The 26049-nt window shown below is 48.2% G+C and carries 22 protein-coding genes and 1 riboswitch; of the genes, 16 read left to right on the top strand and 6 right to left on the bottom strand.

The annotated features are described in order from the left end of the window. The first annotated feature begins 234 nt into the window (after positions 1-234). Complete coding sequence (locus tag J3491_RS01540; RefSeq protein ID WP_207968980.1) at positions 235-1125, top strand: fructose bisphosphate aldolase; 891 nt, start codon at positions 235-237, stop codon at positions 1123-1125. A gap of 130 nt (positions 1126-1255) precedes the next feature. Here the strand turns inward: J3491_RS01540 and thiC are convergent, their stop codons facing one another. Beyond that, the gene (gene thiC, locus J3491_RS01535; RefSeq protein WP_207968979.1) at positions 1256-3241 is read right to left on the bottom strand and encodes a phosphomethylpyrimidine synthase ThiC; all 1986 of its coding nucleotides are present in this window, start codon (positions 3239-3241) and stop codon (positions 1256-1258) included. Positions 3242-3530: 289 nt separating this feature from the next. Beyond that, positions 3531-3647, bottom strand: a riboswitch (TPP riboswitch). Positions 3648-3919: 272 nt separating this feature from the next. Between thiC and pstS the strand changes: the two genes are divergently transcribed. The 5 genes from pstS (at position 3920) to phoU (ending at position 9127) form a co-directional block, all read left to right on the top strand. Then, a complete protein-coding gene (pstS, locus tag J3491_RS01530) occupies positions 3920-5086 on the top strand; it encodes a phosphate ABC transporter substrate-binding protein PstS (protein WP_100748674.1) in 1167 nt (388 codons plus the stop codon). Between the two features lie 209 nt (positions 5087-5295). Beyond that, entirely contained in the window at positions 5296-6249 is a 954-nt protein-coding gene (pstC, locus tag J3491_RS01525; RefSeq protein WP_207968978.1) for a phosphate ABC transporter permease subunit PstC, read from the top strand. A 66-nt stretch (positions 6250-6315) separates the two neighbouring features. After that, entirely contained in the window at positions 6316-7218 is a 903-nt protein-coding gene (gene pstA, locus J3491_RS01520) for a phosphate ABC transporter permease PstA (protein WP_424108336.1), read from the top strand. 89 nt (positions 7219-7307) lie between these two features. Next, entirely contained in the window at positions 7308-8228 is a 921-nt protein-coding gene (gene pstB, locus J3491_RS01515; protein WP_207968977.1) for a phosphate ABC transporter ATP-binding protein PstB, read from the top strand. Between the two features lie 98 nt (positions 8229-8326). Then, positions 8327-9127: a phosphate signaling complex protein PhoU gene (gene phoU, locus J3491_RS01510; RefSeq protein ID WP_100748678.1), complete on the top strand. Its 801-nt coding sequence runs from the start codon at positions 8327-8329 to the stop codon at positions 9125-9127. A gap of 265 nt (positions 9128-9392) precedes the next feature. Here the strand turns inward: phoU and J3491_RS01505 are convergent, their stop codons facing one another. Next, positions 9393-9683: an oxidative damage protection protein gene (locus J3491_RS01505; RefSeq protein WP_075101388.1), complete on the bottom strand. Its 291-nt coding sequence runs from the start codon at positions 9681-9683 to the stop codon at positions 9393-9395. A gap of 305 nt (positions 9684-9988) precedes the next feature. Next, complete coding sequence (gene argH / locus J3491_RS01500) at positions 9989-11362, bottom strand: argininosuccinate lyase (protein ID WP_075101434.1); 1374 nt, start codon at positions 11360-11362, stop codon at positions 9989-9991. A gap of 239 nt (positions 11363-11601) precedes the next feature. Here argH and J3491_RS01495 point away from each other — a divergent pair, with 239 nt between their 5' ends. From J3491_RS01495 to J3491_RS01470, 6 genes are all read left to right on the top strand, one after another. Beyond that, positions 11602-12627: a histidine kinase gene (locus J3491_RS01495; RefSeq protein WP_243456024.1), complete on the top strand. Its 1026-nt coding sequence runs from the start codon at positions 11602-11604 to the stop codon at positions 12625-12627. Between the two features lie 323 nt (positions 12628-12950). Then, entirely contained in the window at positions 12951-13688 is a 738-nt protein-coding gene (locus J3491_RS01490; RefSeq protein ID WP_100748681.1) for a LytR/AlgR family response regulator transcription factor, read from the top strand. Between the two features lie 206 nt (positions 13689-13894). Then, entirely contained in the window at positions 13895-14929 is a 1035-nt protein-coding gene (gene hemC / locus J3491_RS01485) for a hydroxymethylbilane synthase (RefSeq protein ID WP_207968975.1), read from the top strand. Positions 14930-15019: 90 nt separating this feature from the next. After that, complete coding sequence (locus J3491_RS01480) at positions 15020-16114, top strand: uroporphyrinogen-III synthase (protein WP_207968974.1); 1095 nt, start codon at positions 15020-15022, stop codon at positions 16112-16114. 99 nt (positions 16115-16213) lie between these two features. Next, positions 16214-17164, top strand: a complete 951-nt coding sequence (locus tag J3491_RS01475) for a hypothetical protein (RefSeq protein ID WP_207968973.1) — start codon at positions 16214-16216, stop codon at positions 17162-17164. Between the two features lie 66 nt (positions 17165-17230). After that, positions 17231-17713, top strand: a complete 483-nt coding sequence (locus J3491_RS01470; protein WP_207968972.1) for an acyl-CoA thioesterase — start codon at positions 17231-17233, stop codon at positions 17711-17713. Between the two features lie 126 nt (positions 17714-17839). Here J3491_RS01470 and ribBA read toward each other — a convergent pair whose 3' ends face one another. Continuing rightward, positions 17840-18952: a bifunctional 3,4-dihydroxy-2-butanone-4-phosphate synthase/GTP cyclohydrolase II gene (gene ribBA, locus J3491_RS01465; protein WP_075101396.1), complete on the bottom strand. Its 1113-nt coding sequence runs from the start codon at positions 18950-18952 to the stop codon at positions 17840-17842. A 306-nt stretch (positions 18953-19258) separates the two neighbouring features. Next, positions 19259-20548, bottom strand: coding sequence for a replication-associated recombination protein A (locus J3491_RS01460; RefSeq protein ID WP_207968971.1), 1290 nt, complete (start codon positions 20546-20548; stop codon positions 19259-19261). Positions 20549-20875: 327 nt separating this feature from the next. Between J3491_RS01460 and J3491_RS01455 the strand changes: the two genes are divergently transcribed. Together J3491_RS01455 and J3491_RS01450 are read left to right on the top strand one after the other, a co-directional pair. Beyond that, on the top strand, positions 20876-21385 hold the full coding sequence (locus J3491_RS01455) for a type IV secretion protein Rhs (protein ID WP_207968970.1): 510 nt from the start codon (positions 20876-20878) through the stop codon (positions 21383-21385). Between the two features lie 266 nt (positions 21386-21651). Next, complete coding sequence (locus tag J3491_RS01450; protein ID WP_207968969.1) at positions 21652-22644, top strand: hypothetical protein; 993 nt, start codon at positions 21652-21654, stop codon at positions 22642-22644. A 125-nt stretch (positions 22645-22769) separates the two neighbouring features. Here the strand turns inward: J3491_RS01450 and gltA are convergent, their stop codons facing one another. Then, entirely contained in the window at positions 22770-24050 is a 1281-nt protein-coding gene (gltA, locus tag J3491_RS01445) for a citrate synthase (RefSeq protein ID WP_100748689.1), read from the bottom strand. A gap of 1087 nt (positions 24051-25137) precedes the next feature. On the opposite strand from gltA, the gene sdhC reads away from it, so the two are divergent. Then, on the top strand, positions 25138-25524 hold the full coding sequence (sdhC, locus tag J3491_RS01440) for a succinate dehydrogenase, cytochrome b556 subunit (RefSeq protein WP_075101402.1): 387 nt from the start codon (positions 25138-25140) through the stop codon (positions 25522-25524). 2 nt (positions 25525-25526) lie between these two features. Beyond that, the gene (sdhD, locus tag J3491_RS01435) at positions 25527-25931 is read left to right on the top strand and encodes a succinate dehydrogenase, hydrophobic membrane anchor protein (protein ID WP_075101435.1); all 405 of its coding nucleotides are present in this window, start codon (positions 25527-25529) and stop codon (positions 25929-25931) included. Positions 25932-26049: the final 118 nt, after the last annotated feature.

Below are 26049 nucleotides of genomic sequence, written 5' to 3'. Positions count from 1 at the left end.
ACGCCGCGCGCCAGTAAAATTTATACCAGTAGCGCGTTTAAGTTTATATAACCGTTTTATTTTCAACTGGCTATTTTCAACTGATATATCATAAAAATTGGCGGCGCTGTCACGCATCCTATATAGGCAGATAAAGCATCCTATGGTAAGGTTGTCTACAAATAGCAAGGCTCATATAGATTGAGTCGATTGGTGATGTTTGGTTTTAATCAATAAAAATAGGATACCTTTTCAATGGAATACCAAAAACAACGACAGCGTATAAAGGATGGTTCAGGGTTTATCGCCGCGCTTGATCAAAGTGGCGGCAGCACACCAAAAGCCCTAGAAAACTACGGCATCAGCAGCGATGCCTATGACAATGATGACGCGATGTTTGATCTAGTGCACGAGATGCGCGCGCGCATCATGACCTGCGACTGCTTTGATAATAAGCGCGTGCTGGGGGCAATTTTATTTGAAGACACCATGGAGCGTGAGGTCAATGGCAAGCCAACGGCAAACTATCTGTGGGAAGATAAAAACATCGTGCCGTTTTTGAAGGTGGATAAGGGTTTGGCCGAGCAAATGAGCGGCGTACAAGTCATGCGCCCGATGCCAGAGCTAGACGCGCTACTGGATAAAGCCAAAAACTATCCGGTATTTGGCACCAAAATGCGCTCAGTCATTTATGAGCCAAGTGTCGATGGGATTGAGCTGGTGGTACAGCAGCAGTTTGATGTGGCTAAGCAAATCCTCTCCAAAGGCTTTATGCCTATCGTAGAGCCTGAGGTTAATATCGATAGCGCCCAAAAGCATGAGTGTGAAGTGATACTCAAAGCGGATATTTTGCGTAACCTTGAGCGTCTAAATAACGACCATCAAGTGATGCTCAAACTAACCTTGCCCACCGACGGCGGATTCTATCAAGAGCTGATCGATCATCCAAAAGTGCTCAAAGTCGTGGCATTGTCTGGCGGTTATAGTCGTCGTGAGGCCTGCGAAAAGCTTAAGCAAAATCCTGGTATGATTGCCAGCTTCTCACGCGCGTTTACCGAAGGGTTGAGCAAACAACAAAGCGATAAAGAGTTTGCTGATACCATGAATGCCTCGATTGCAGAGATCTATCAGGCCTCAAATGTGTAAACAGCTCTTTGGCCAAGAAATACTTATCATAAAGAAATACTTATCATAAAAAAGCTCGCTTCTTATGCATGTAGAAGCGAGCTTTTTGCTATATAAAGTCATTAAATATACAGCAGTCAAATTAGAGAAGTTATACCTCTTTATACAGCTGTCGACCCTCGCTATGATATTTTTCAGTCATCTCTTGCATGCCTTGTTCAATCTCAGCTGCACTCATCGCTTCTGTGCCTAAGCTTTCTGCCGCATCCAAACCCTTGGCGTACTCACGGACGTTTTGGGTGATTTTCATCGAGCAAAACTTAGGCCCACACATCGAGCAAAAGTGTGCCGATTTATGCGCGTCTTTTGGCAGCGTTTCATCGTGATATTCGCGGGCGGTATCAGGATCGAGCGCCAGATTAAACTGATCATCCCAGCGGAATTCAAAGCGCGCCTTAGACAAGGCATTATCGCGAGCTTGCGCGCCTGGGTGACCCTTAGCCAGATCAGCGGCATGCGCGGCGATTTTATAGGTGATAATACCGTCTTTCACATCCTTTTTATTCGGCAGTCCTAAATGCTCTTTTGGTGTCACATAACAGAGCATGGCGGTGCCAAACCAGCCAATCATCGCCGCGCCGATGGCACTGGTGATATGGTCATAACCGGGTGCGATATCGGTGGTCAGCGGCCCTAAAGTATAAAACGGCGCGTCGCTGCAAGTCTCTAACTGCAAGTCCATATTTTCTTTGATGCGGTTCATCGCCACATGTCCGGGGCCTTCGATCATCACCTGTACATCGTGCTGCCATGCGATTTTTGTCAGCTCACCAAGCGTACGTAGCTCACCGAACTGCGCTTCGTCATTAGCATCTTGCAAGCAACCAGGACGTAGACCATCGCCTAGACTAAAGGCCACATCGTACTGCTTCATAATCTCGCAAATCTCTTCAAAATGGGTGTATAAAAAGCTCTCTGTATGATGAGCAAGGCACCACTGCGCCATGATAGAGCCGCCGCGAGAGACGATACCCGTCAAGCGATTGGCCGTCAGTGGCACATAGCGCAGCAGCACGCCTGCATGAATGGTGAAGTAATCAACGCCTTGTTCGGCTTGCTCGATAAGTGTATCGCGGAATATCTCCCACGTTAGGTCTTCGGCGATGCCGTCGACTTTTTCTAATGCTTGATAAATCGGTACCGTACCGATGGGCACAGGCGAGTTACGAATCAGCCATTCACGGGTCTCGTGGATATGATTGCCTGTCGACAAATCCATGATGGTGTCAGCGCCCCAGCGCGTCGCCCATGTCATTTTTGACACTTCTTCATCGATAGAGGAGCCGAGCGCTGAATTGCCGATATTGGCGTTAATCTTTACCAAAAAATTACGGCCGATAATCATCGGCTCAGACTCAGGGTGATTGATATTATTTGGGATAATGGCGCGACCGGCCGCGACCTCGCTACGCACAAACTCAGGGGTGATGATTTTTGGCGTATTGGCACCAAAGCTCTCGCCGTCATGTTGGCGCATATCGGTCAGTTCATGCTGTTTTTGCGTCTCACGAATGGCGATATATTCCATCTCAGGGGTGATGATACCGCGGCGCGCATAGTGCATCTGGGTGACATTGCCTGCTTTACCATTGACTTTTTTGGCACGGCGCGGCTTATCGATATGGGCAAACCGTAGATTGGCTGTGGTGATATCACGCGCACGCGCTTGCCCGTATGAGCTGGACAAACCGCTTAGCTGCTCTGTATCACCGCGCTCGGCTATCCAGCCCTCACGCAGTTTGGGCAAGCCGCGGGTTAGGTCAATTTGGGCATCAGGGTCGGTATAGACGCCTGAGGTGTCGTAGACATAAAACGGCGGGTTTTGCTCCCAGTCGGACTCATCCACGCCCTGAATAGGCGTGGGATCTAGCGTGATCTTGCGCATCGGCACTTGAATATCAGGTCTTGAGCCTTGGATATAGACTTTTTGTGAGGCGGGGAGAATGCGGTGCAGGTCGCGTGCGTCTTCTTCAAAGCGCGTGTCTTTAGCACTACGGTGCGCAGGGGTTTTTAGCGCGTCGGTTTTTTTGTCAGAAGCGTTTTGCTGGGTCTTTGGAGGTAGGGTTGAGGTTGTCATATGCTGTCCTAGCGTGTTGGTTTTTGAATAAAAGCAACACCGCCAGAAGCTGCGGGGGTAGCACTTATCATCTAGGCAATTTTTGCTGCGTCGTCGTCACTGGCTGTCAAATCTATCATCGCGAAAACCTGCCTTCGCGGAGGATGTCATCAACCTGTAAGCGACGCTTGGTATCCCTCATCATTATTGAGCACTACTTAACCCTATAAAGCTTAGCACCACCAAGCGGGTATTTAGGCTAACAGTCATGAGGATAACAAGGCATTTCTGCCCGTCTTTGCCATACATAATAAAGTGCTGAAGACTTCCCTGCGTCGGTACTAACCGCATCAGGTTCGGCGGGTGATCTCTCAGCGAATGTACAAAGGCAGTCAGCCATTCGTACACCGCACCCCGAGTCTGTCAGTGTTGTAAATCAGTCTCATACTAACAAACTTCTGCCATGAGGGCTACTGGTGTTTGACCATCGGTATGTCAATCAACGTGCGCAAAATACCGTGAATCATGACACGCAGGCTAATGAGCGTTAGCCTCAAGCGGCGACTGATTTGACCCTATTTGTCACGCACATAAAAGAGTTGGGCGGTTGTCATCAAACTGTCATAAAAACTTGTCAACATGTCACACATGTCACCAATCATGCTTTGTTCAATCGTTGTCAAACTTTAGGAGTCCTACATGCGTTATTCGTTATTGGCAGTCGCCGTTAGTTGCACCTTAGTACTCACCGCTTGTAATAAATCCACCGACACCGCAGAGTCAGCAGCGCAGAGTGACACCAGCGCGGCGACAGTGGCCGAAACCACCAGCACAGCGACATCCTCTCCAGCAAGCGATTTTAAATCAGCTGAAAACATCGCCATGAACATCACTGGTGCGGGCGCGTCGTTCCCGCAGCCTATCTATGCCAAATGGTCCTATGACTATAATGCCGCGACTGGCGGCCAGGTCAACTATCAGTCTATCGGCTCCTCAGGCGGTATCAAACAAATCCAAGCAAAAACCGTTGACTTTGGTGCCTCTGATGCCCCCATGACTCCTGAAGAGCTGGACGCGGCAGGCCTTATTCAGTTTCCAACCGTCATCGGCGGTGTGGTACCGATTGTCAATATCGATGGTGTCGGACCAGGTGAGCTAAAGCTGGACGGCGCAACCTTAGCCGATATCTATCTGGGTAAGATTAGCAAATGGAATGACCCTGCCATCACTGCCATGAACCCAGATTTGACCCTGCCAGATGCTGCCATTACCACCGTGTTTCGCTCAGATGGCTCAGGCACGACCTTTAACTTTACCGATTATCTAGCCAAAGTCTCAAACGATTGGAGTGACAGCGTGGGTGTCGATAAAACCGTCAAATGGCCTACCTCTGCCACAGGGGCAGGCGGTAAAGGCAACGAGGGCGTATCAAGCTATGTCAATCGCATGAAAAACGCTATCGGCTACGTCGAGTATGCTTACGCCAAGCAAAACAACATGGCACACGCTGCCCTAAAAAATGCGGCGGGCAACTTCGTGCAGCCATCTGCTGAGACCTTTGCTGCGGCAGGTGATATCGATTGGTCACAGCAAGCAGGGTTTTATAAAGTCATCACCAACTCTGAGACCGAGCAAGCGTGGCCCATCGCCGCTGCCACCTTTATCTTGGTACACAAGCAGCCAGAAAACCCGCAGCAAGTGGCTGGCGTGCTGAACTTCTTTGATTGGGCGTATGCCCAAGGTGATGATAGTGCCATGGCGCTTGATTATGTGCCTTTCTCCGATACGGCAGTGGCACTGTTTAAAGACAAGTGGAATGAGGTCAAAGGCCATGATGGTCAGCCTGTCTACACCCCAGCTCAGTAGTTTTTCTATATATGTATAGCAGCACTTGTAAGCCCCTTTGAGACACCTATTCTCCGGTGGTTGTCTCAAAGGTTTTATCACAACAAATTTAAAAATAGCGTCATTAATGACCGTTAATAGCACCCTTTATTAAGGTTTCATTTGCTGTGATAAGACCTGATGAGTCTTTTCAAGATTTTGATTTAATATTATTTAATGCTGAGACACTTATGAATGATTTAAGGTCGCAACTGGCAAAACAAAAACGTTACGACGCACTATTCGTCAATGCCACCAAGGCATTTGCCATTCTCGTGCTGCTATCTTTGGGCGGTATTTTGCTCTCTTTGATCATTGGCGCTTGGCCGAGTATTCAAGCATTTGGTCTCGGGTTTTATACCAGTAATAACTGGGATACGGTCGCCAATGAATACGGTGCGCTAGCGCCGATCTATGGCACGCTGGTGACGTCCTTTATCGCTATTTTAATTGCCGTGCCCGTCAGCTTTGGCATTGCGATTTTTTTGACCGAGATGTGTCCGATCTTCTTAAAAAAGCCCCTTGGTATCGCCATTGAGCTGCTGGCAGGTATTCCCTCTATCATCTACGGTATGTGGGGACTGTTTGTCTTTGCGCCGTTTTTTGGCGATCACATTCAGCCGTGGTTTATCGAACACGTCGGCCCACTGCCTATCATCGGTAAGCTGTTTACGGGTGCGCCAATGGGACTGGGCATGTTTACCGCCTCCTTGGTACTTGCCATTATGATTATTCCTTTTATTGCAGCTACCATGCGCGATGTTTTCTCTGTCGTGCCAGACCTGCTCAAAGAATCAGCTTATGGCATGGGTGCGACCACTTGGGAAGTGATGTTTAAGATTATCTTGCCCTATACCAAGGCAGGCGTGGTCGGCGGGGTTATCTTGGGACTGGGTCGGGCGCTGGGCGAGACCATGGCCGTGACCTTCCTTATTGGTAACGCCTTCAATATCAGCCCAAGTCTGTTTACCTCTGGCGTCACCATTACCTCAGCACTGGCCAATGAGTTTGCCGAAGCCTCCAGTGAGCTGCATCTGGCCTCGCTACTCCACCTTGGCCTCATACTATTTATCATCACCTTTATTGTGCTGTCGCTGGCTAAGCTCATGCTGATGCGTATGGATCAAAAAGCAGGCAATCGCTAATGATTCGATTGGTTTGATAGATTTTGATGATTATTGGTACTGATGAAAATATGGGAAATGAGTGTTATGTCTACTGATGCTATGAATTCAGCGTTACCTGCGCAGACTGGTTTTAATAGCCGCTACGACAAGCGCCTTTATAACAAACGGCGCTGGGCCAATAAGCTGGGCTTGGGCTTTGCCATGTCAGCGATGGTATTTGGCTTAATTTGGTTGTTTTGGATACTGGTGACGCTGTTTGTCGAAGGCTTTCAGGGTATGGTGCAAATGCCTATCTTTACCGCTGATACCCCGCCGCCGATGAGCGAAGGCGGCCTACGTAACGCCATTGTCGGTTCGGTGATGTTGGCGTTTTCGGGGTTGTTTATAGGCGCGCCCATTGGCCTGATGACAGGGATTTATTTGTCTGAGTTTGCGCAAGGCAGCCTGCTTGGCAAAGTGACGCGCTTTTTAAATGATATTTTGCTCTCTGCGCCATCGATTGTCATTGGTCTGTTTATTTATGCGCTGATGGTCAAAGGTCAAAGCTTCTCTGGGTGGGCGGGTGCACTAGCATTGGCACTGATTGTAGTGCCTGTGGTGGTACGCACGACTGAAAACATGCTCAATTTGGTGCCCAATAGCATTCGTGAAGCGGCCTATGCACTGGGCACGCCGAAGTGGAAGATGGTCACGCAAGTGACGATTAAGGCGGCTCGAGCGGGGCTGACCACAGGCGTATTGTTAGCCTTTGCCAGAATCACCGGTGAGACCGCACCGTTACTATTTACGGCATTGAATAATCAATACTTTAGTACCGATATGGGCCAGCCGATTGCCAACTTGCCAAACACCATTTATCAGTTTGCCATGAGCCCTTATGACAGCTGGCATGCACTTGCATGGGCCGCTGCATTGCTGATTACCGCTTCGGTACTGGTACTAAATGTATTGGCAAGGTTTATCGGTGGTCGCAGCTCCAGCAAATAGTCGCCAGAGTCGATAACGCCTACCGCCAAATCACTTTACATACAGCATTTACTTAAATTTATATTCATCAAGCTAGGTTGGATAACATTATGAATGACGTCATCAGCAAAACGCGTAGCACAGCAGATAGCAACACCTTTGATACGACCACAGCCAGCTTACTACATAGATCGATGGCGACACCCACGCAACTGTCGCAGCCAAATTCGGCAAACTTAACTAAGCAAACACTGCATGATATTCCCAAAGACATGCCAGCAGCGAAGATGCAGATTCGTGATTTAAGCTTTTATTACGGGGAGTTTCAGGCGCTAAAAAACATCAATATCGACATTCCTGATAAAAAAGTCACTGCCTTTATCGGCCCGTCAGGTTGCGGCAAGTCAACCCTGCTCCGTACCTTTAACCGTATGTATGATTTATATCCTGGCATGCGTGCAGAAGGCAGTATCAACCTCGATGGCAAAAATATCTTAGGCAAAGACATCGATGTCAATTTGCTACGCGCGCAAGTCGGTATGGTCTTTCAAAAGCCGACGCCGTTTCCGATGTCTATCTATGACAATGTCGCCTTTGGTGTGCGTCTTTATGAAAGACTAAGCAAAGCTGAGCTGGACAATCGGGTGGAATGGGCGCTAAAAAAATCGGCACTATGGCCGGAGGTAAAAGACAAGCTCAAAGCCTCAGGTTTGTCGTTATCAGGCGGTCAGCAGCAGCGTCTGTGTATCGCTCGTAGTGTCGCTACCAAACCTGAAGTGCTGCTACTTGATGAGCCAACTTCGGCGCTTGACCCACTCTCGACAGGCGCTATTGAAGATCTGATCGAAGACCTAAAAAACGACTACACCATCGCCATCGTCACTCACAACATGCAGCAGGCGGCGCGCGTCTCAGACTATACGGTCTATATGTATCTGGGCGATATGGTTGAGATGGGCGAGACAAATCAAGTATTTACCACGCCGGCGCAAAAAGCCACGGAAGACTATATTACGGGGCGTTATGGCTAATGCTGTACAGATTAAAACTATCGTTAATTTTCAATAACAACAATACAGCTATGCCAGCAGCACGCCATTAATATACAGATATTCAGGGAATACCTCTTATGCAAAGTGACAAGCACATCTCCAAAAGTTTTGATCAAGATTTGGATGAAGCCATTCGTCTGTTTTTGGTGATGGGCGACCATGCGGCTAGCCAAGTTGCCAAAGCCATTCATGCCCTTATCGACAAGAATGAAACACTGGCGCAAGAAGTCATCGAGATGGATTTTGAAATCAATCGGCAGGAAGTCGAGCTCGATGAGCATATCTTGTTATTGGTCGCCAAGCGTCAGCCTGCGGCCAGTGATTTGCGTTTGGTGATGTCCATCAGTAAAGGTGTGGTGGATCTGGAGCGCATCGGCGATGAAGCGGTCAAAATTGCCAAAATGGCCAATAAGCTCGCCGCCCAAGGCAAGTCAGCGTATGGCTATGCCGAAGTGCAGCACCTGAGCAATCAGGTGCGTCTGATGCTGCACAATGCGCTAGAGGCCTTTAGTCAGTCCAATGCTGAGCAGGCGTTTGAGGTAATGCGCAATGATGATGTGGTCAATGAGGAATATCAATCAGCGATGCGTGCGTTGATGACTTATATCATGGAGGACGCGCGCCACGTCTCCAAGGTCATCAATATCGTGTGGGTGTTGCGCGCGCTCGAGCGTATTGGTGATCATGCGCAAAACATCGCCGAGCTGGTCATCAACTATATCAGCGGCCAAGATGTACGCCACTCAGACTATGCACTGGTCGAAAAAGCCGTGCAAGAAGCCAATGATCGGATGGCGGCGCGTCACGTTGGCGCAATGTCAGCGAATATGTCAGCCAGCATGTCAACCACTAACAGTGAATTGCCAGATACGGATTAAAGGTGATAAGGGAATTTATAAAAATCCTACCTTGTGTGCACTAAGTGTGCACTAAAAAAACGCGCTATTTAAAGATAGCGCGTTCTAATATTTAACATATAGTCGATACACTCTAAAAATGTCATAGCGCTACTGGGATGAATTTTGCGCAGCCTCTGGGAACGCAGCACGCAAGTAAAATTTACACCAGTAGCGCGTTTAAATCCATAACAGTTTTACATTCAGCTAACTATACTGATATAAGTATAAAAGTGATGCCGAGTTTTTATTTTTCTGGTGTCCAGCCCTGCGCGCGCTCATAATCTTCGTTGTCCAAAAACTTCTCACGCTGCTCGGTCAAAAACTTTTTGGCCTCAGGGTCCATCATGCTGAGATGGTTTTCGTTGATTAGCATGGTTTGCTGCTCTAGCCATTCTTTCCACGCTTTGTCAGAGACTGTTTCTTGTAGCTCTTTGCCTTTTTGGTTGGGGAAGGGTGGGTGCGGCATTTTTGGCAGCTCTTGCTTGTATTTGCGGCAAAACACGGTATTGGCTTGCGGGTTAAAAGTCTCAGTCATTAGAGGCTCCTTATAAACTATGAATATCACCCTATGATAACGATCTGAGTAAATTTAGCAAAGGCTATCGGGTGTATAGACGGTAACAGCTAAGTTGTTTGATGAAAGTTTTGGCGATGTGATGACAAAAAACACCCGCGCTAAGTCATAAGTGCTAGGCGCGGGTGTTGTATAGTGAGTTCAGGATAAAAAAGATACAGTGGGACTGGGATGAATTTTACGCAGCATCTGTCCGCACAGGCACAGCACACAAGGAAAATTTATACCTGTTCTGCGTCGAAATATCATGTCTCTGTTTATGCAAATTATGCAAAAGCTTTTAAGCGCGCGCGGCCATTAACCACCGCTTGTTTGACCTGATTGGGCGCGGTACCACCCAAATGATCACGGGCGGCGAGTGAGCCCTCTAGCGTTAGGTAATCAAAGACGTCATCGCCGATCGCGTCGCTAAATTGCTGAAGCTGCGCCAATGATAAGTCACTTAAATCAACGCCCTCTTTGATGCCTAAAGCCACCGCGTTGCCGACCACTTCATGGGCATCGCGGAATGCCACGCCTTGACGTACTAGGTAATCTGCCAAATCAGTCGCTGTCGCATAGCCCTTCATGGTCGCTTGACGCATACTGTCTTTATTTGGTGTGATGTTTGGTAGCATATCAGCGAATGCCAGTAGCGAACCTGTCAAGGTATCGACGCAGTCAAATAACGGCTCTTTGTCTTCTTGATTGTCTTTATTATACGCAAGCGGTTGGCTTTTCATCAGACTTAACAATGTCATTAATTGACCAAAGACCCGCGCCGCTTTACCGCGTACCAGCTCTGGCACGTCAGGGTTTTTCTTTTGCGGCATGATCGACGAGCCAGTACAGAAGCGATCGGGTATCTGTACAAAGTTAAACTGCGCCGACATCCATAGGATAATCTCTTCACTCATGCGTGACATATGCATCATAAGGATAGAGGCCGCCGAGGTAAACTCAATGGCAAAATCTCGGTCTGAGACCGCATCGAGTGAGTTTTGGCAAATGCCATCAAACCCTAGCAGTCTGGCGGTGATGGTACGGTCAATCGGAAAGGTCGTACCAGCAAGCGCGGCACTACCAAGTGGCATCTGATTGATACGGCGACGGGCGTCGACGAGGCGCTCGGTATCGCGGTAGAGCATCTCAAACCATGCCATCACGTGATGGCCAAAGCTGACAGGCTGCGCGGTTTGTAGATGCGTAAAGCCTGGCATGATGGTGTCCGTATGCTGCTCGGCCAAATCCAGCAAGCCGTTTTGTAAACGCACCAACAGCGCGATGATGTTGTCGGTTTCTTCGCGTAGCCACAGGCGGATATCGGTGGCCACCTGATCGTTACGGCTACGGCCAGTGTGTAGTTTTTTGCCCACCGCGCCGACGATATCAGTCAGACGTGACTCGACGTTCATGTGTACGTCTTCTAGGGTGATAGACCAATTAAACTCGCCTGCTTCAATCTCAGCTAATACCTGCTGTAGACCATCGATGATGGTCGCCACCTCATCAGCGGTCAAAATCCCGCATTCTTTGAGCATGGTCGCATGAGCGATAGAGCCTTGGATATCATGTCGAGCAAAGCGTTGATCAAAGCCGACTGAAGCGGTGAAAGCGGCCACAAAGCTGTCCGTCGCTTCACTAAAGCGTCCGCCCCACATCTGCTGGCCTGGCGCGCTGGCAGGACTGTTTTGCGCCGTGTTATTTGTTGTAGAGTCATCTGTGCTAGAATCAGAGACTGACACGTTTTTATTTAATTCAGGATTACTAGGGTTTGAAGAGTTGGCGTTCATATCGATACAAGACAAGTCAAGAGAATAAGAACTCAAGTATAGCAAATGATGAGGTTGCCTTACTAGCGGAGCGCTTAGAGTTTTTTATCCCCAAGCTCATGGAAGTCATGAAGCCTTGGCAATGGCTGATTTATATCTTTTTTTGGTCGCTGTTTGTGACGGTGATCGACCGCCATGACCTAGCTACTTGGTCTGACTTTATAATCAAGTTTGGCAGCCGAGTGATACAAAACACCTTAAGCATCATCCCTTCTTTATATATCATCGATTATCTGCGCCCTGTCTTTAAGAGCATGAGCATACCCAAGGTCAGTATGTATGTGCTCGCCATCCTTATGCTGGCCTCTGCTGTCTCTATGGTGCTGGTCTTGCTGGTCATGATAAACATGGGCTGGCACGAATACAGCCTACAAAATTTCGTGTTAGAAGTGATTTTTGACTTAATCCTTGCAGGCGGTTTTACCTTGGTGTTTTTGTTGTACTTTTTGCGCCGTTATCGTGAGATGAATGCCCTGAATCAATCCTTTGAGCACAAACTAAACGCCCAAAACGACTTAATCAAAGCCCGTATCACGCCGCATTTTTTCTTTAATACCATCAACACTCTGGTATCGCTGATTGAGTCCAATCCAGAACGCGCCTCCCAGTTACTACAGCACGTCTCAGCGCTGTTTCGCGCCAGCTTTAGTGGCGCGCGTGAGATCAGCTTTGAAGAAGAGATCGCTTTGTGTGAGCACTATTTGGCCATCGAGTCTAGCCGGCTATCTGACAAGCTTGATGTCACTTGGCAACTGCCAGATGAAGACATTATGTATGACATGGTCATCACCGCTTTGACGCTGCAAAGTGTGCTAGAAAAAATGCTCCTTAACGTGGTGGAAATGACCACAGAGACGATTTTTATTCATATCAAAGTCACTTGGTATGAGCACCGCGTCACCATCACCATCAGCGTCCAGCTCCCCAAAAAAACTTTGATGATCAATCATGACTTGCGCCAGCACATGAATTTTTATATCCAAGCAGAGCGTCTGCGCTCGTACTTTGGCCAAAGCGCCGATATCAGAAGCAAAGTGACCAACAGTCAAATCATTACCTTGATTGATTATCCGCTACAAGACGTCGGGATATAGTGGTCTGTCATCTAGCTATCTGTAAGCTAGCGATTATCAATAGATATTTATTAATAATACAAACTTTTGTTCAATACGATTAATATAAAGTATGGCACAATTATTGCACCATACAGTTTATAATCGGCACGATAATCGTCAATATCTACTATATATTTGACCGATCAATAAGCGCGGCCAGACCTACATTAAATGTTTAAAATACCTGCAATAATCAAACATTTTTTTATGCTAAGTCCTTGGGCGTTAGTGTTATTATTGATAGTAGGTTGATGAATTATTTCACTAAATCGTATTAAGTATGTCCTAAGACAGGAGTTTGCATGCGGATCGTAGTCTGCGATGATGAGCCATTGGCGCGCGAGCGTTTGGTCAGAATTGTACAAGAGTCAGGCCATCAGGTGGTGGCACAAGCCACGACAGGGGCAGAAGCCATTGTCGCTGTCAAAACCCAGCAGCCAGATATCATATTATTAGACATTCGTATGCCTGAGATGGATGGGGTGCGCTGTGCGCAAGCGCTAAACGAGCTTGAGCATCCGCCAGCCATTATCTTTGTCACCGCCTACGATCACTATGCTATTGCTGCTCTTAAAGCCAATGCCATCGGCTACTTGCTCAAACCTGCCAACAAAGATGAGCTGCTGGAGGCGCTAAACAAAGCCAAAACTCTAAACGCCGCCCAGCTCAACGAAATCCGTAAGCTTGAGGACCCGACAGCGCGGCCAATACGTGAGCATATCGCCGCTCGTACCCATCGCGGCGTCGAATTGATTAAACTCACAGACATCTACTACTTTACTGCCGATCAAAAATACGTCAAAGTCCGTCACAAGGATGGTATCGTATTGATTGATGAGACACTAAAAGAGCTTGAGCAAGAGTTTGAAGACCGGTTGTTTCGCGTCCATCGCAATGCCATTATCAATCTGAGCTTTTTGGACTACTTAGAAACCTTGGATGCCGGCCAATATCAAGTGCGCTTTAAAGGCATCGATGAGACATTGGCGGTGAGTCGTCGCCACCTGCCAGCCTTACGTGATAAAATCCAAAGCATGTAAAACGCTGTCTGTAACTGACTGTTTTTGTAGAGAAATAATCATCCCATATCATCAAACCCTTATTTATGCTTAAATAGGGGTATTTTTTTGCGTCAGCGTTTACTATCAACGAGTGATAGCGCCCATTTTTGTGGCAAATCGACCGTATCGTTTCATATAGAGATGATTCGCACTGATATTGTATATCAAACTTATTGAGGCCTTTTATGAGCAATCTGCAGCAACCTGCTTTGACTACCTTAAACATCGCCACGCGCCAAAGCCCATTAGCCTTATGGCAAGCTGAGCATATCCGCGATCGTCTGTTGGCGCTATATCCTGAGATGACGATTAATTTGCTAAAAATCGTCACTAAGGGTGACAAAATTTTGGACACGCCACTGGCAAAAATTGGCGGCAAAGGTTTGTTTGTCAAAGAGCTTGAGCAAGCGCTTTATAATAAAGACGCAGATATCGCCGTGCATTCGCTAAAAGATGTGCCCATGCAGCTGCCTGAAGGTTTGACGTTGGGGGTGTACTGCAAGCGCGCCGCCCCGACCGATGCGTTTGTATCCAATACATACGATAGTATCGATGCGTTGCCGCAAGGCGCTGTCGTTGGCACCTCAAGCTTGCGCCGTCAGTGTCAAATCAAGGCTTATCGCCCAGATCTACAAATCAAAACCCTGCGCGGTAACGTTGGTACCCGTTTGAGCAAATTGGACGCAGGCGAGTATGACGCGATTATTTTGGCCACCAGTGGTTTGCAGCGTATTGAGCTGGACGAGCGTATTCGCGGTGAGCTGGATATCGATGCTTGTCTGCCTGCGGTTGGGCAAGGAGCGTTGGCGATTGAGTGCCGCGAGGGCGATGATGCAGTATTGCAGCTATTGGCGCCGCTAAATGATAATAAAGCGCGTATTCGCCTGATTGCTGAGCGTGCCCTCAACCGTCATTTAGAAGGCGGCTGTCAGGTACCGATCGCAGCCTATGCGGTCTTGCAAATGGCAGACGAGACCGAGGATGACCGTGCGAAAAATACCGAAAATGGCAACAATGACGACGGCAACATATTGTGGCTGCGCGGGCGCGTGGGGCAGGCCGATGGTAGCGAGCTGCTAAAAGCAGAAAAACGCATTGCCTTAACTGGTAACCAAGACGAGCAAGAAGCTCAGGCCAATCAGCTGGGTATCGATGTGGCTGATATGTTACTTGCAGATGGCGCAGGCGCTATTTTATCAGCGATTTATGATACCAAATAATACGCAGATACCGCCGTCTAAGCTGCAAGCCAGTAATTAAGACAGGTTTGCGACTTCTTTATTTCTTTCGATTTTTGTCATGGTACGTCTATGTCATCTACCTCATCTCATCCAACATCTACCGCTCGGCATAAGAGTGCGGCCCCATCAGCGCCTACGCGCGTGGTCATCAATACCAGACCGGTAGAGCGTGCCGCTCCGCTGACGCAGCACCTACAAGCTGCGGGTCTAAGCGTGGTAGAGATTCCGATGCTGACGCTACAGCCGCGTCCTACCACAGATGTGGACATGGCGCTGATGCGTCAGTGGTTTGCAGGCGACTATCAGGCACTGGTCATCGTCAGTCCTACGGCAGCAGCAGCGGGACTAGCGGTTTGGCAAGCGCTTGCCCGCGAGAGCCATGCCCAGCACTCTGAGACGAATGGTGATAACCAAAATGATGAAAGCCAAAAAACCACCGAGCTGCAAACCCTCAGCGCTCCCAGTCACTTGATTGCGGTAGGAGAAGCGACAGCTGCGGTCTTAAATGAGGCAAAAATCAAGGCGGCAAGCTATCACGTGCTGCAGCCGCGCGTGGCCAATAATGAAGGCATGCTTGCGATGCCAGAGATCGACAGCTTGCAAGCAGGGGACAAGCTGTTGGTATGGCGCGGTCTTGGTGGCCGCCGTTTATTGGTCAACACGTTACAAGCGCGCGGTGTCCATATCGATAGTATCGCTTGGTACGAGCGTATCATGCCTCATGAGGCCTGTAGGCAATACAACCAGTGGTTACAGCAGTTTGCTACGGCCGCTTCTTTGCCTAGCTCTCCATCATCAACATTAGCATCAGCACCAGAACTTGCAGAACCAGCAGCGCCAAGCACCGCTCAGCATCCAAAGCCTATACCCAAACAGTCAAAACCGGTCGTTATCATTAGTAGTGCCACCGCCTTTGAGCATTGGCGGCAAGTGGTCAGTCAAGGTAAGCGACAAGCAACTGATGAAACGAGTGCTAAGGATACTGTAAAGCAGCCATTGGCAGACAGTACAGGGACTGATGGGTTGCCCAAGCTCAAGCTGTCGGACTTTGCTTATGTGGTGCTAGGTGAGCGCTTGGCCAATATGGTGGCCGATGAGCAGTTGAGCTACTGGCGGGTGGAGGATTTGGCACCAGCCACCATACTGGCTGCGATCAGTGCTTGATACGCCTAGGATATGGCTGTTTTGTCATCAGGATGCGTCTTCATGTTTCATACGGCTTGCGACAACCATGACCCAATCTACCAGTAACGGTGCTGTACTATGTCTATGAACCCTGAGTCTTCATCCAAGGACCCTTCTGCTATTCAGCAGCGCCGGCAAGCAAATATGCTACTCATACGCTTGCAATGGCTGACGATTTTATTGCTTATCGCCGCCTTACTCTGGTTATATATCAGCCAGCAGCGTTTTGAGCAGAGTGTTCACGAGCGTCTGCAAAGTAACGAGCAAGTCATCAGCCGTTTAAACGAGATGGATGATCGCTTGTTTGCCATGAGTCAGCAGACCCTACCTGAGCCGCGCGTGGCAGCCAGTAGCCAAGCGCAAAATCAGCTGGATTTACTACGTATTCAAATAAAAGCGGTGGATAGGCTGCTGGTGGATAACAACGATAGCGCGGCGATTGATTTGCTGCGGGGGTTACACTGGCAGCTGTCGCAAAGCAGTAATGAGATTGCCCCTGCGCTGACGGTGGTGATTAAGCAAAGCCTGCTAAAAGACATTGAGCGCCTACAAGCACAAAGCGCGCAGCCAAGTCCATGGCAGATGCATAACTTGGCCATGCAAAACATCCAAACCTTTTTGCAGCGCCATGAGCGTTACGATCATAAAGAGGGTAGCAAGGACAATAAAAACTCAGCTGAAGACACAGCTAAAAATAAGGAGGCACTGACCCGTAGGCAGCTGGCCATCCACGAGACCATTATGACGCTCAATTTGGCCATGCAAGCCAGCAATATGCGCGACCGTGGGCAGCTCATCAGTTATCTGTCGCAGGCACGCAAACAGCTCATAACCTTCACACCAAGCGCTGATGAGCGGCAGAAACAGACGGTCAACCCGCAAGCGTCAGATCAAACGGCCAATATCACGATGATGCAAGCCCCCAACGACGTGGCAGAGGTGATAAATTGGCTAGATCAATTGATTGCCGAAGCACCCAAGCCCACGGCGCTATTGACCACGCAAGTCTTAGCCAAACCGCAGCGCTAGTGCTGGGTGCTTGACGATAAGACACACCCAAATAATAAAAAATAGGATGATAAAAAAGGATACTTTATGAACCGCTCTCTACCAACCGATTTACCGACAGTTAATGAGCCTCTGCCGACTGAGCTGGCTCACTATCCCGTTATCCATCATCAGCCGATTCACTGGGGCGAGATGGACGCCTTTAACCATCTAAATAACGTGGTGTTTTATCGTTATGCTGAGTCAGCGCGTATTGCTTATCTGCAGGCATTAGGCATGTTTGATGGCAGCATGGTGACGGTATTGGCGCAGTCAAGCTGTCAGTATTTGCGTCCTGTGGTTTACCCTGATACTTTGTTATTAGGGGTGCGCTGCCAGCGCTTGGGCCGTACCAGTATCGTGATGGAGTATAGTTACTATAGTACGGCGCAAAGTTTGGTAGTGGCGACGGCTGAGGCGGTGGTGGTGCGTTTGGACAGCGCTGGCAAAGACAAATTGCCGTGGAGCAGCGCCGAGCGCACGCGCCTATTGGCATTAGAAGCGACCGTTGGTCATACGCCTGAGGTTTGAGCGTCAACTTTTATAAAAATTACTTGCACATAAAAAAAGCACGCTCAATTTATAAGCGTGCTTTTTTTATGATTGATAAGGCTATTTAATCACTATCGAATAGTGATTAAATAACGATCACAGCGCCTAGCCTTGCTTGGGTGCATGCACAAAATCTACTACGTTTAGATCAAAACCTGATAGTGCATAAAACTTCATGGGTGATGACAATAAGCGCATATCACGCACGCCTAAATGACGCAAAATCTGTGCGCCAACCCCGATGCTACGATACGGCTGCTGGGTGATGGTTGATTGCGATTGATTGTCCGCCGCTTTATCCAGCGCATCGCCTAGATCAACGGGCTGATTGCTACCAATCCAAACCAGCACGCCGCGCTCCGAGGCGCTGATTTCTTCCAACGCTGACTGTACGCTCCAGCCACTACGACCCGTCATATCGTTTTTGGCGGCAAACAAGTCACGCAGCGGATGGAAGCCATGGACACGGACAGTACTGACGCCTTCGCTGACATCGCCCTTGACCAACGCCAAATGCGTCTCTTCAGCGCCAAACTCACGGAAGCGGTGCAAGGTAAAAGTCCCATGCTCGGTCTCAAAAGGACGCGTCTCTACTTCTTCTACCGTTTGCTCGTTGGCGATACGGTAATTGATCAGATCAGCGATTGTGCCCATCTTGATGCCGTGCTCTTTGGCAAAGATTTCAAGATCGTCACGACGTGCCATCGTACCATCAGCGTTGATAATCTCGACGATGACTGCTGCAGGCTCCAATCCTGCTAGGCGAGCCAAGTCGCAGCCTGCTTCGGTGTGGCCGGCACGGTGCAGGACGCCGCCGTTTTGTGCCATGATAGGGAAGATATGGCCAGGTTGTACGATGTCTTCGGGTTTGGCTGATGCAGAGACCGCAGCCTGAATAGTGCGCGCACGGTCAGCCGCTGAGATACCTGTGGTGACGCCTTCAGCCGCTTCGATAGACACTGTAAAGTTGGTGCTAAACTTTGCTTCGTTGCGATCAGACATTAGCGGTAGTGCTAGCTGTTGGCAGCGCGCTTGCGATAGGGTCAGACACACTAGGCCGCGAGCATGGGTGATCATAAAGTTGATGTCTTCAGGGCGTACATGGGTGGCGGCCATGATGATATCGCCTTCGTTTTCGCGGTCTTCATCATCCATCAAGATGACCATTTTTCCAGCACGGATGTCTTCGATAATCTCAGGAATGGTATTTAAACTCATAGTAAGTCTCAATATTTTATTATGTGTAGATAGGTGTGAGGTAACATATATAGCATGATCCGCCTATTGTAACAGCCGCTGACGCCATAGGCTGTTGTGATTAGGCAACGCGCCGCTGGCTACATTTATTCGATGATGGGCACGCCCCGGCTATAGGTACGGACGCTAGGCACGATTGTCTCATTGCTTATATATCATTATGAGGACATTTTAACGCTTTTCATCCTATCGTGCTGCCCCATCTCCAAACTATATCCCGAAGTCTGTCAAAAACAGCGTTCAGTATTACTAATAAACGGGTAGGTTTTAAGAGTTACTGGCAGATTGGGATTTTAGCCAGTCCATAAACTGTTTGCTGTGCTGCTCGCGCTGATTATCAGCAAAATAATAAAAGCGCGTACCCAGCAGCGTATCTGGCAGATAATGCTGCGGATAATAATGATTGGGATAGTCGTGTGGATAGGCGTAGCCCTGCCCATAGCCTTGATGTCGCATCAATTTGGTCACGCCATTGCGCAGATGTAGTGGTACGGGAGAGGCGTCTTTTTCTGCCAAGGCCATCGCCGCATTTATCGCTTTATAAGTGCTGTTACTTTTGGCACTGGTCGCCAGATACACCACCACTTGTCCTAAGATAATGCGCGCCTCTGGCATACCGATGGACTGAACGCTACGCAGGGCGGCATCAGCGAGGAGTAGGGCATTGGGGTTAGCATTGCCGATATCTTCGCTCGCCAAGATGACCAAGCGCCGCGCGATAAACTCAGCTGGCTCTCCGCCCACCAGCATCCGCGCCATCCAGTAGAGCGCCGCATCAGGGTCGGAGCCGCGCACGGACTTTATCATGGCTGAGACAATATCGTAATGCTGTTCGCCGTCTTTGTCATAGCGTACCAGCGCCGTTTGCGCGACGCGAGCGACCAGCGCATCATCGATGATCAGCGGCGATTGTCTGGTATCCGCCGTTTGTATGGCCAGCTCTAGCAGGTTAAGTGCCTTTCTGGCATCGCCGTGCGCCAGTTGGCTAATGGTGTCTTGTGCCTGCAAATCCACGGCCAAGTCTTTGAAAATGCTATCTTCTGAAATGGCGCGCTGCAATACGGCGGCGATTTGTTCGGGTGTCAGTGGCTCCAAACGATAAACCTGACAACGCGATAGCAAAGCATTGTTGACGCTAAATGAGGGGTTTTCGGTAGTTGCCCCAATCAAGGTAATATCCCCAGACTCGACCGCGCCAAGTAAGGCATCTTGCTGCGCTTTGTTAAAGCGGTGGATCTCATCGATAAACACCACCGGCGACTCAAAGCTCAACGAGCCTTTAGTCTCCAGCACTTCGCGTAACTGCTTGACACCCGTATTGAGTGCCGACAACGCGTGAAACGGCCGGCCCACGGCATCAGCCAATAGCATAGCAATGGTGGTTTTGCCGATGCCTGCCTCACCGTGCAAGATAATGGAGGGCAGATGGCCTTGCTCGACCAAGCGTCGTAGCGGTGCCCCAGCTGACAGCAGATGCTCTTGACCGATGATGGCATCGAGCGTCGCTGGGCGCATGCGCTGGGCAAGCGGGGTATCGGCATGAAAGTTTGGCGGCATAACACTCTCTATCGTTAATCAATGGGGCGGCAAAAGGATAGTCAATATAAAAGCACAGGCTCAGTATCAAATTAAAATGTATCGACTATATGTCATAGGATATCAATGACGCGTAGCACTATCCTAGCACTCCTTACCCTAATGTATAACTTATGTCTTCGCGGCTTTTATTCTTATGTCAAAAGCCTTATTAAACAAATAAGACAGCACCAGTTATAAAAGCACTGGTACTTCCTAGGTATTTATCTAGGCACTTATATCTTATATAACGGCACTTATCCTATACGGTACTTATATTATGCACCTACATAACGGCATTGATTGTTTATGATACGTGAGACCATACAGCAGTTATTGAGCCAAGCGCGGCGTTTATCAAGTCATCAGCGCCCAAAGAGACGGTCGCGCCATCTGAGCGCAGGTGAGGTTGCGCTGGCACGCTCGGTATTTGGTGACAGTATTCGGCTGGAGGATGTGCAATTAAAAACAGCATGGTGGGTGCTTAGACATTATGCTGTCAGCCCCAATGGTCATATTTACTTTCACCCAGCAGACTGGATTACAGATTTTAGCCAATCCTCCTTAAGTAAGCAAAGTTGGCTGATACATGAGCTAACGCACGTTTGGCAGCTACAGCAGGGTATCAAGGTAGTACGCGGGGCGTTGGTTGATCGGCGTTATGACTACGTATTTACAGTAGGCAAGCCCTTTTTTAAATATGGTATCGAGCAGCAGGCGCGTATGGTGCAGGACTATTTTGTCCGCCGCCAGCGTGGTCAGGACTGCCGTGATTTTGAGCGCTGTATACCGTTTTTGACGACCGCTTCTGGAGTCTGATGTTATATGATTAATGCCACAAGTCTACTGTTGTCATCAATCTACTGTCAATGTCGCCAGCTCGACACTCCGTTCACAATTGACGCTTCTTATTAGCATCAATAACCACTATGATAAAAGTATGCTAAATGGTGCTATGAGAGGTTTATGAGCCAGACGCTAGCACAGTATCGCCAGCATCGGATAGCGGTGATACGCCTACCTTTTATTATTTTGCGTCAACTCATTGTTTTGCGTCTTTACGTCAACAAAGGATATGTACTCTGATGTATAAATTTTTACCAGATAAAGCAAAGGGTCATGATACCGCTCATGATAGTCATATGAATAAAACACCATCACCTAATAGTAAATATGCTGCCACGACTATACTGGCTGCGACGTTGAGTGGTGCATTGCTACTCGGCGGCTGCCAACAGCAGACCGAGACCGCGCCTGTCGTCGATGATAGCCAAGCGACTGAGCAAGTAGCTAGCGAAGACAGCAAGCCTGTACCACAAAGTGAATCGGCGGCGGCGCGTATCAAGCAGTTTGAGCCAATTTTTGTCACGCAAATGCAAAGGCTGCAGCGCCGGCTACAAGCCGAGTACGAGTCGCTGCAAGCGGCAGACTCGCCCCAAAGCGCAGAAGACTTATTGTTAAATAGTGCGGAGACAGCAGGCGATAATACGACAAATAGCGGTGACGCCGCGCCTGCCGATAACGATAGCAACGTCGATGCTAATGCTAACTCTAATACTAATATCAGTGCTAATGCCAATGCCGCCGCGACGGCTCAAAATAGTGAGCGTGGCGATGAGGCAGCAGCAGACATCAATACCAGCACAGAAGTGGGCGAGCGCGATTTGACCGTCCTCAAACGTATTAGCCTCGAGCCGCGCAAGCCTGTCATGCAAACAGAAGATGAGATCGTCGACAGCTACCAGCAGGCAACGGCGGCACTTTATCAGCCAGTGATCACGCCGCTGAGCGCTGACGAGGTAGATACCTTGATAAACATAGCGACTTTGGTGCCGCAATTGTTTGAGCATGCTGAGATTGCAGGTAGGCTCAGTGCCAAAAGTCCGGCGCTGGCACGTCTTATCATTCAGCATCAGGTTTGGGAGCAGATAGAGGCGCAGCAAGTCATCGATATGCAGCAAATGAAGCTCAATCAACAACAAGAGTTTGAAGCGCTTATGGCCAAGTTTAACGAGACCATCAAGGGTTATGATGAGCAAATTGCCAAGTACGAAAAAACGCTTGAAGCATTTGAATAAAAATCCATCGCTCAGGTTATAACGGCGACAGCCAGCATCAAAGTGCTTATCTATCGACCATAAAAAATCCCGCATATAGCGGGATTTTTTATGATTATTTTATACACATGCCGTATCTAAGCAGATTACTTGCGGTCTTCTACTTTGACAAAGTCACGATGCGTCTCGCCAGTGTATAGCTGACGTGGGCGACCGATTTTGAACGGTGCGCTGTGCATCTCTAACCAGTGGCTGATCCAGCCTGAGGTACGCGCCAATGAGAAGATGACAGTAAACATAGACGTTGGGATACCGATGGCTTTTAGGATGATGCCAGAGTAGAAGTCAACGTTTGGATACAGGTTACGCTCAACGAAGAACGGATCTTCTAAAGCGATTTTTTCTAGTGCCATGGCCAGTTCAAGCTTAGGATCGTTGATGCCTAGTGCGCCGAGTACTTCATCACAGGTCTCTTTCATGACTTGGGCGCGTGGGTCGAAGTTTTTGTAAACACGGTGACCAAAGCCCATGAGCTTCACTTCACGGCTCTTCACTTTTTCCATAAATGCTGGCACGTTTTCGACAGTACCGATTTCATCTAGCATCTCAAGCACAGCTTCGTTGGCGCCGCCATGTGATGGACCCCAAAGGGCGGCGATACCAGCGGCGATACAGGCGTAAGGGTTGGCACCCGTTGAGCCAGCTAGGCGCACAGTAGAGGTCGAGGCGTTTTGCTCATGGTCTGCGTGCAAGGTGAAGATTTTGTCCATCGCGCGGGTGACCACGTCGTTTGGCTCATAGTCCACATCAGCAGGCGTGGCAAACATCATGTACAAGAAGTTTTCCGCGTAGCTAAAGTCGTTGCGTGGATACATGAACGGTTCGCCCTGCGAGTATTTATAACTCATCGCCGCAAGCGTTGGCATTTTTGCGATCAGACGAATGGCAGTGATTTCGCGGTGCTCTTCGTTGCTGACGTCTAGGTTGTCATGATAAAACGCTGACAAGGCACCCACAACGCCCACCATAATCGCCATTGGATGCGCGTCACGGCGGAAGCCTTCAAAGAATTTACGTAATTGGTCATGTACGCCTGTGTGCTTACGGATTTTTTCAAAAAAGTCCGCTTTTTGCTCGGCGTTTGGCAAGTCGCCATGAATCAAGGCATAGGCCACTTCTAGGTATTCAGCATTGTTTGCTAACTGGTCGATAGGGTAGCCGCGGTGCAACAGCTCACCTTTACCACCGTCGATATAGGTAATTTTTGACTCAACAGGAGCGGTTACTTTGAAACCTGGGTCATAAGACCAAAAGCCTGAGTCTTGTAGAGCAGCAATATCGATAACTGGGCGCCCTAAAGTACCTTTGATGATAGGAAGTTCGTATTCTTCACCATTGACGGTTAGTTTGGCATTAGTGTCAGCCATAAATTGCTCTCCATTGATTTAACTTGTTAGAATAAAATTACTATAGACGCATACCCTCGCGCCCAGGATTACTACAGGCGCTTACCCTCGCGCCATGCTCAGTCAAACGGTCAAAATACATTTAACGCATTTAATATGCTGGGTATATTAGCAGCAATTCCCTGCGATTTGAAAAGACTTTTACCATCAATGCCGTCAATTGGCACGGTTTAGTCGTGTTTATTCACTGTAATTTTTGTATCAAAATATGTCTGATTGGTTATTTTGCCGCAAATCTTACTTTTTATTGGTGGCAAAGACGCGCTGTGATGTCACTTGGATTTTATAAGTATCAGACTCGGTATCCACGATTGGCGAGATGATTTGTCTGTGCAAGCTGGCAGTATGGATATGGCGGACAAGGTACGTGCGGCAAATTTTTTTAGGATTGCTGGCCGTATCGCTATGTTTGATAAGACAAAACGCTGTTGTATTGTGAACTGATTGTTCCTTTTTTACCACATAATGGATAAATTTGTAATTATCGCCCAGTCATTTTATAATTGCAGCTACTTAACTGGCACGAGTTTTGTGCGAATTGATAAGTGGTCATGATATAGTGTCGTCTAGAGCTTCTCTATTCATACTGGTATTCATATTTGGTTACAGCTGGACAATGTCAATAGACCCAAACCCAACCGATGGTTTGAATGTTCTTGTTAACTGTTCTATTTTTAAACACTTAGCGTCAGGTTTGCACCCTTATAGATAACACAATCGCAAGATAACAAAACACGGTTATCTTGTGATAAGTGCGACCAGTAAAAATAGACTAGTTAATCGATCTTACTCATGTTTATTTTCTTTGTTGTATAATAGACAGGTTGTTTGACCGATCTGTTTGCCAAGCAGTTGTAAACCGAGCAGTCGTAGACAAAGTATCAATACCTTACCACATGATTCTTTCTTCACCTTTAGCACAAACTAAACGAAGTCAGCTAGCTCTTCCTTACTTTATTCGTCTCGTGTGTTGCTATACGCTTAATTGACACAATCCCGATCTATGTCATGCGTTGATAGCAGATACAGGAGTATAACCGCAAAAAGGATGCCCGCTGTGAAAAGCAACCGACCTATTGATCTGCCTTTAAGCCAAGTGATTAGCGTTAATCGCTCACCGATTGCGATCGCTTCTATCTTGCATCGTATCTCTGGCATTATTTTATTTTTATTGATTCCTGTCATGCTGTGGTTACTACAGAACTCATTGGCGTCGCCTGAGAGTTTTGAGACCGTGTTTGACAACGTACTTGTGCGCTTTTTAGCATGGATATTTGTGGCTGCGATTGCTTATCACTTTGTGATGGGCATCAAGCACTTATTTGCTGATATGGGCATGAACGAAGAGCTAAAATCTGGCCGCGCCGCATCTAAGGTCAGTTTTGTGATTGCAGCGATTTTAATTGTCGCGTCATTTGTATGGGTGATGTTCTAATGATTAAAAATGATTCAGGAATCAAAAGCGCAACTGGTCTGACAGGTTCAGGCTCACGTGATTGGATTGTCCAGCGTATCAGCGCGGTCGTTTTGGCCGTTTATAGTGTGGTGTTGCTGGGTTTCTTTTTGACCCATGGCGATGTTACCTATCTTGAGTGGTCATCATTTATGACCAGCTTACCGATGCGTCTGTTTAGCTTGGTCGCTGTGGTGGCACTTGCAGGCCATGCTTGGGTAGGTATGTGGACTGTATTCACTGACTATATCACCTCAGGCAAGATGGGTGAGAGCGCGCCAAGATTGCGTTTGGTATTACAGACTTTGATGATTATCTCTATTTTAGTCTTTCTATTTTGGGGCATCATGATTTTTTGGGGTAATGGCTTTGGTGTCGTTGCTGTTTAATGATGAGGTGAGCACCCAGATTGGGTGGTAACGCCAAAATATCGATAAAAATGGATGGCTGTAAACGTGATTGATAGCTTGGTTATCACTGCCATTCATACATAGCCGAAAATAGTCA

The organism is Psychrobacter halodurans, from assembly GCF_017498075.1.
Taxonomy (GTDB): domain Bacteria; phylum Pseudomonadota; class Gammaproteobacteria; order Pseudomonadales; family Moraxellaceae; genus Psychrobacter; species Psychrobacter celer.
The sequence above is the reverse complement of the archived record's forward strand: the minus strand, read 5'-3'. Positions and strand labels throughout refer to the sequence as shown.

Bases quoted from the DNA above. Each gene is read 5' to 3' on its own strand.
- J3491_RS01540 (WP_207968980.1), top strand. From the start codon at position 235: ATGGAATACCAAAAACAACGACAGCGTATAAAGGATGGTTCAGGGTTT.
- thiC (WP_207968979.1), bottom strand. From the start codon at position 3,241: ATGACAACCTCAACCCTACCTCCAAAGACCCAGCAAAACGCTTCTGAC.
- pstS (WP_100748674.1), top strand. From the start codon at position 3,920: ATGCGTTATTCGTTATTGGCAGTCGCCGTTAGTTGCACCTTAGTACTC.
- pstC (WP_207968978.1), top strand. From the start codon at position 5,296: ATGAATGATTTAAGGTCGCAACTGGCAAAACAAAAACGTTACGACGCA.
- pstA (WP_424108336.1), top strand. From the start codon at position 6,316: ATGTCTACTGATGCTATGAATTCAGCGTTACCTGCGCAGACTGGTTTT.
- pstB (WP_207968977.1), top strand. From the start codon at position 7,308: ATGAATGACGTCATCAGCAAAACGCGTAGCACAGCAGATAGCAACACC.
- phoU (WP_100748678.1), top strand. From the start codon at position 8,327: ATGCAAAGTGACAAGCACATCTCCAAAAGTTTTGATCAAGATTTGGAT.
- J3491_RS01505 (WP_075101388.1), bottom strand. From the start codon at position 9,683: ATGACTGAGACTTTTAACCCGCAAGCCAATACCGTGTTTTGCCGCAAA.
- argH (WP_075101434.1), bottom strand. From the start codon at position 11,362: ATGTGGGGCGGACGCTTTAGTGAAGCGACGGACAGCTTTGTGGCCGCT.
- J3491_RS01495 (WP_243456024.1), top strand. From the start codon at position 11,602: ATGAAGCCTTGGCAATGGCTGATTTATATCTTTTTTTGGTCGCTGTTT.
- J3491_RS01490 (WP_100748681.1), top strand. From the start codon at position 12,951: ATGCGGATCGTAGTCTGCGATGATGAGCCATTGGCGCGCGAGCGTTTG.
- hemC (WP_207968975.1), top strand. From the start codon at position 13,895: ATGAGCAATCTGCAGCAACCTGCTTTGACTACCTTAAACATCGCCACG.
- J3491_RS01480 (WP_207968974.1), top strand. From the start codon at position 15,020: ATGTCATCTACCTCATCTCATCCAACATCTACCGCTCGGCATAAGAGT.
- J3491_RS01475 (WP_207968973.1), top strand. From the start codon at position 16,214: ATGTCTATGAACCCTGAGTCTTCATCCAAGGACCCTTCTGCTATTCAG.
- J3491_RS01470 (WP_207968972.1), top strand. From the start codon at position 17,231: ATGAACCGCTCTCTACCAACCGATTTACCGACAGTTAATGAGCCTCTG.
- ribBA (WP_075101396.1), bottom strand. From the start codon at position 18,952: ATGAGTTTAAATACCATTCCTGAGATTATCGAAGACATCCGTGCTGGA.
- J3491_RS01460 (WP_207968971.1), bottom strand. From the start codon at position 20,548: ATGCCGCCAAACTTTCATGCCGATACCCCGCTTGCCCAGCGCATGCGC.
- J3491_RS01455 (WP_207968970.1), top strand. From the start codon at position 20,876: ATGATACGTGAGACCATACAGCAGTTATTGAGCCAAGCGCGGCGTTTA.
- J3491_RS01450 (WP_207968969.1), top strand. From the start codon at position 21,652: ATGTATAAATTTTTACCAGATAAAGCAAAGGGTCATGATACCGCTCAT.
- gltA (WP_100748689.1), bottom strand. From the start codon at position 24,050: ATGGCTGACACTAATGCCAAACTAACCGTCAATGGTGAAGAATACGAA.
- sdhC (WP_075101402.1), top strand. From the start codon at position 25,138: ATGCCCGCTGTGAAAAGCAACCGACCTATTGATCTGCCTTTAAGCCAA.